Genomic DNA, 272 nt, shown 5'->3' on the forward strand with positions numbered 1-272 from the left:
TCATTGTCGACTGCAGGGTCCCGTTCTGGGCGCCGACGGTCTTACCTTTGAAGTCGGTAGCCTTCTTGAACCGGTCATGGTCGGCCTTATTGATCAGGAAGTAGCTATTTCCGGAGTAGTAGGTATTGGAAAAGTCAACACTCTTCTTACGCTCGTTGGTGACGTTCATTCCGGAGATGATCGTGTCAATCTTTCCGGTCTCAAGGGCGACGAGTAGGGAATCAAAGTCCATATTCTTGATCACCAGCTTGACACCCAGGTCCTTGGCAAAC

The 272-nt window shown here is 50.4% G+C and carries 1 protein-coding gene; it reads right to left on the bottom strand.

The genetic code is table 11. The annotated features are described in order from the left end of the window. Positions 1–272 (bottom strand): transporter substrate-binding domain-containing protein (locus L9G74_RS20650; protein ID WP_238898634.1); only part of this gene is annotated, 272 nt, incomplete at both ends.

Source organism: Shewanella electrica (assembly GCF_022321485.1).
In the GTDB taxonomy this organism is placed as follows: domain Bacteria; phylum Pseudomonadota; class Gammaproteobacteria; order Enterobacterales; family Shewanellaceae; genus Shewanella; species Shewanella electrica.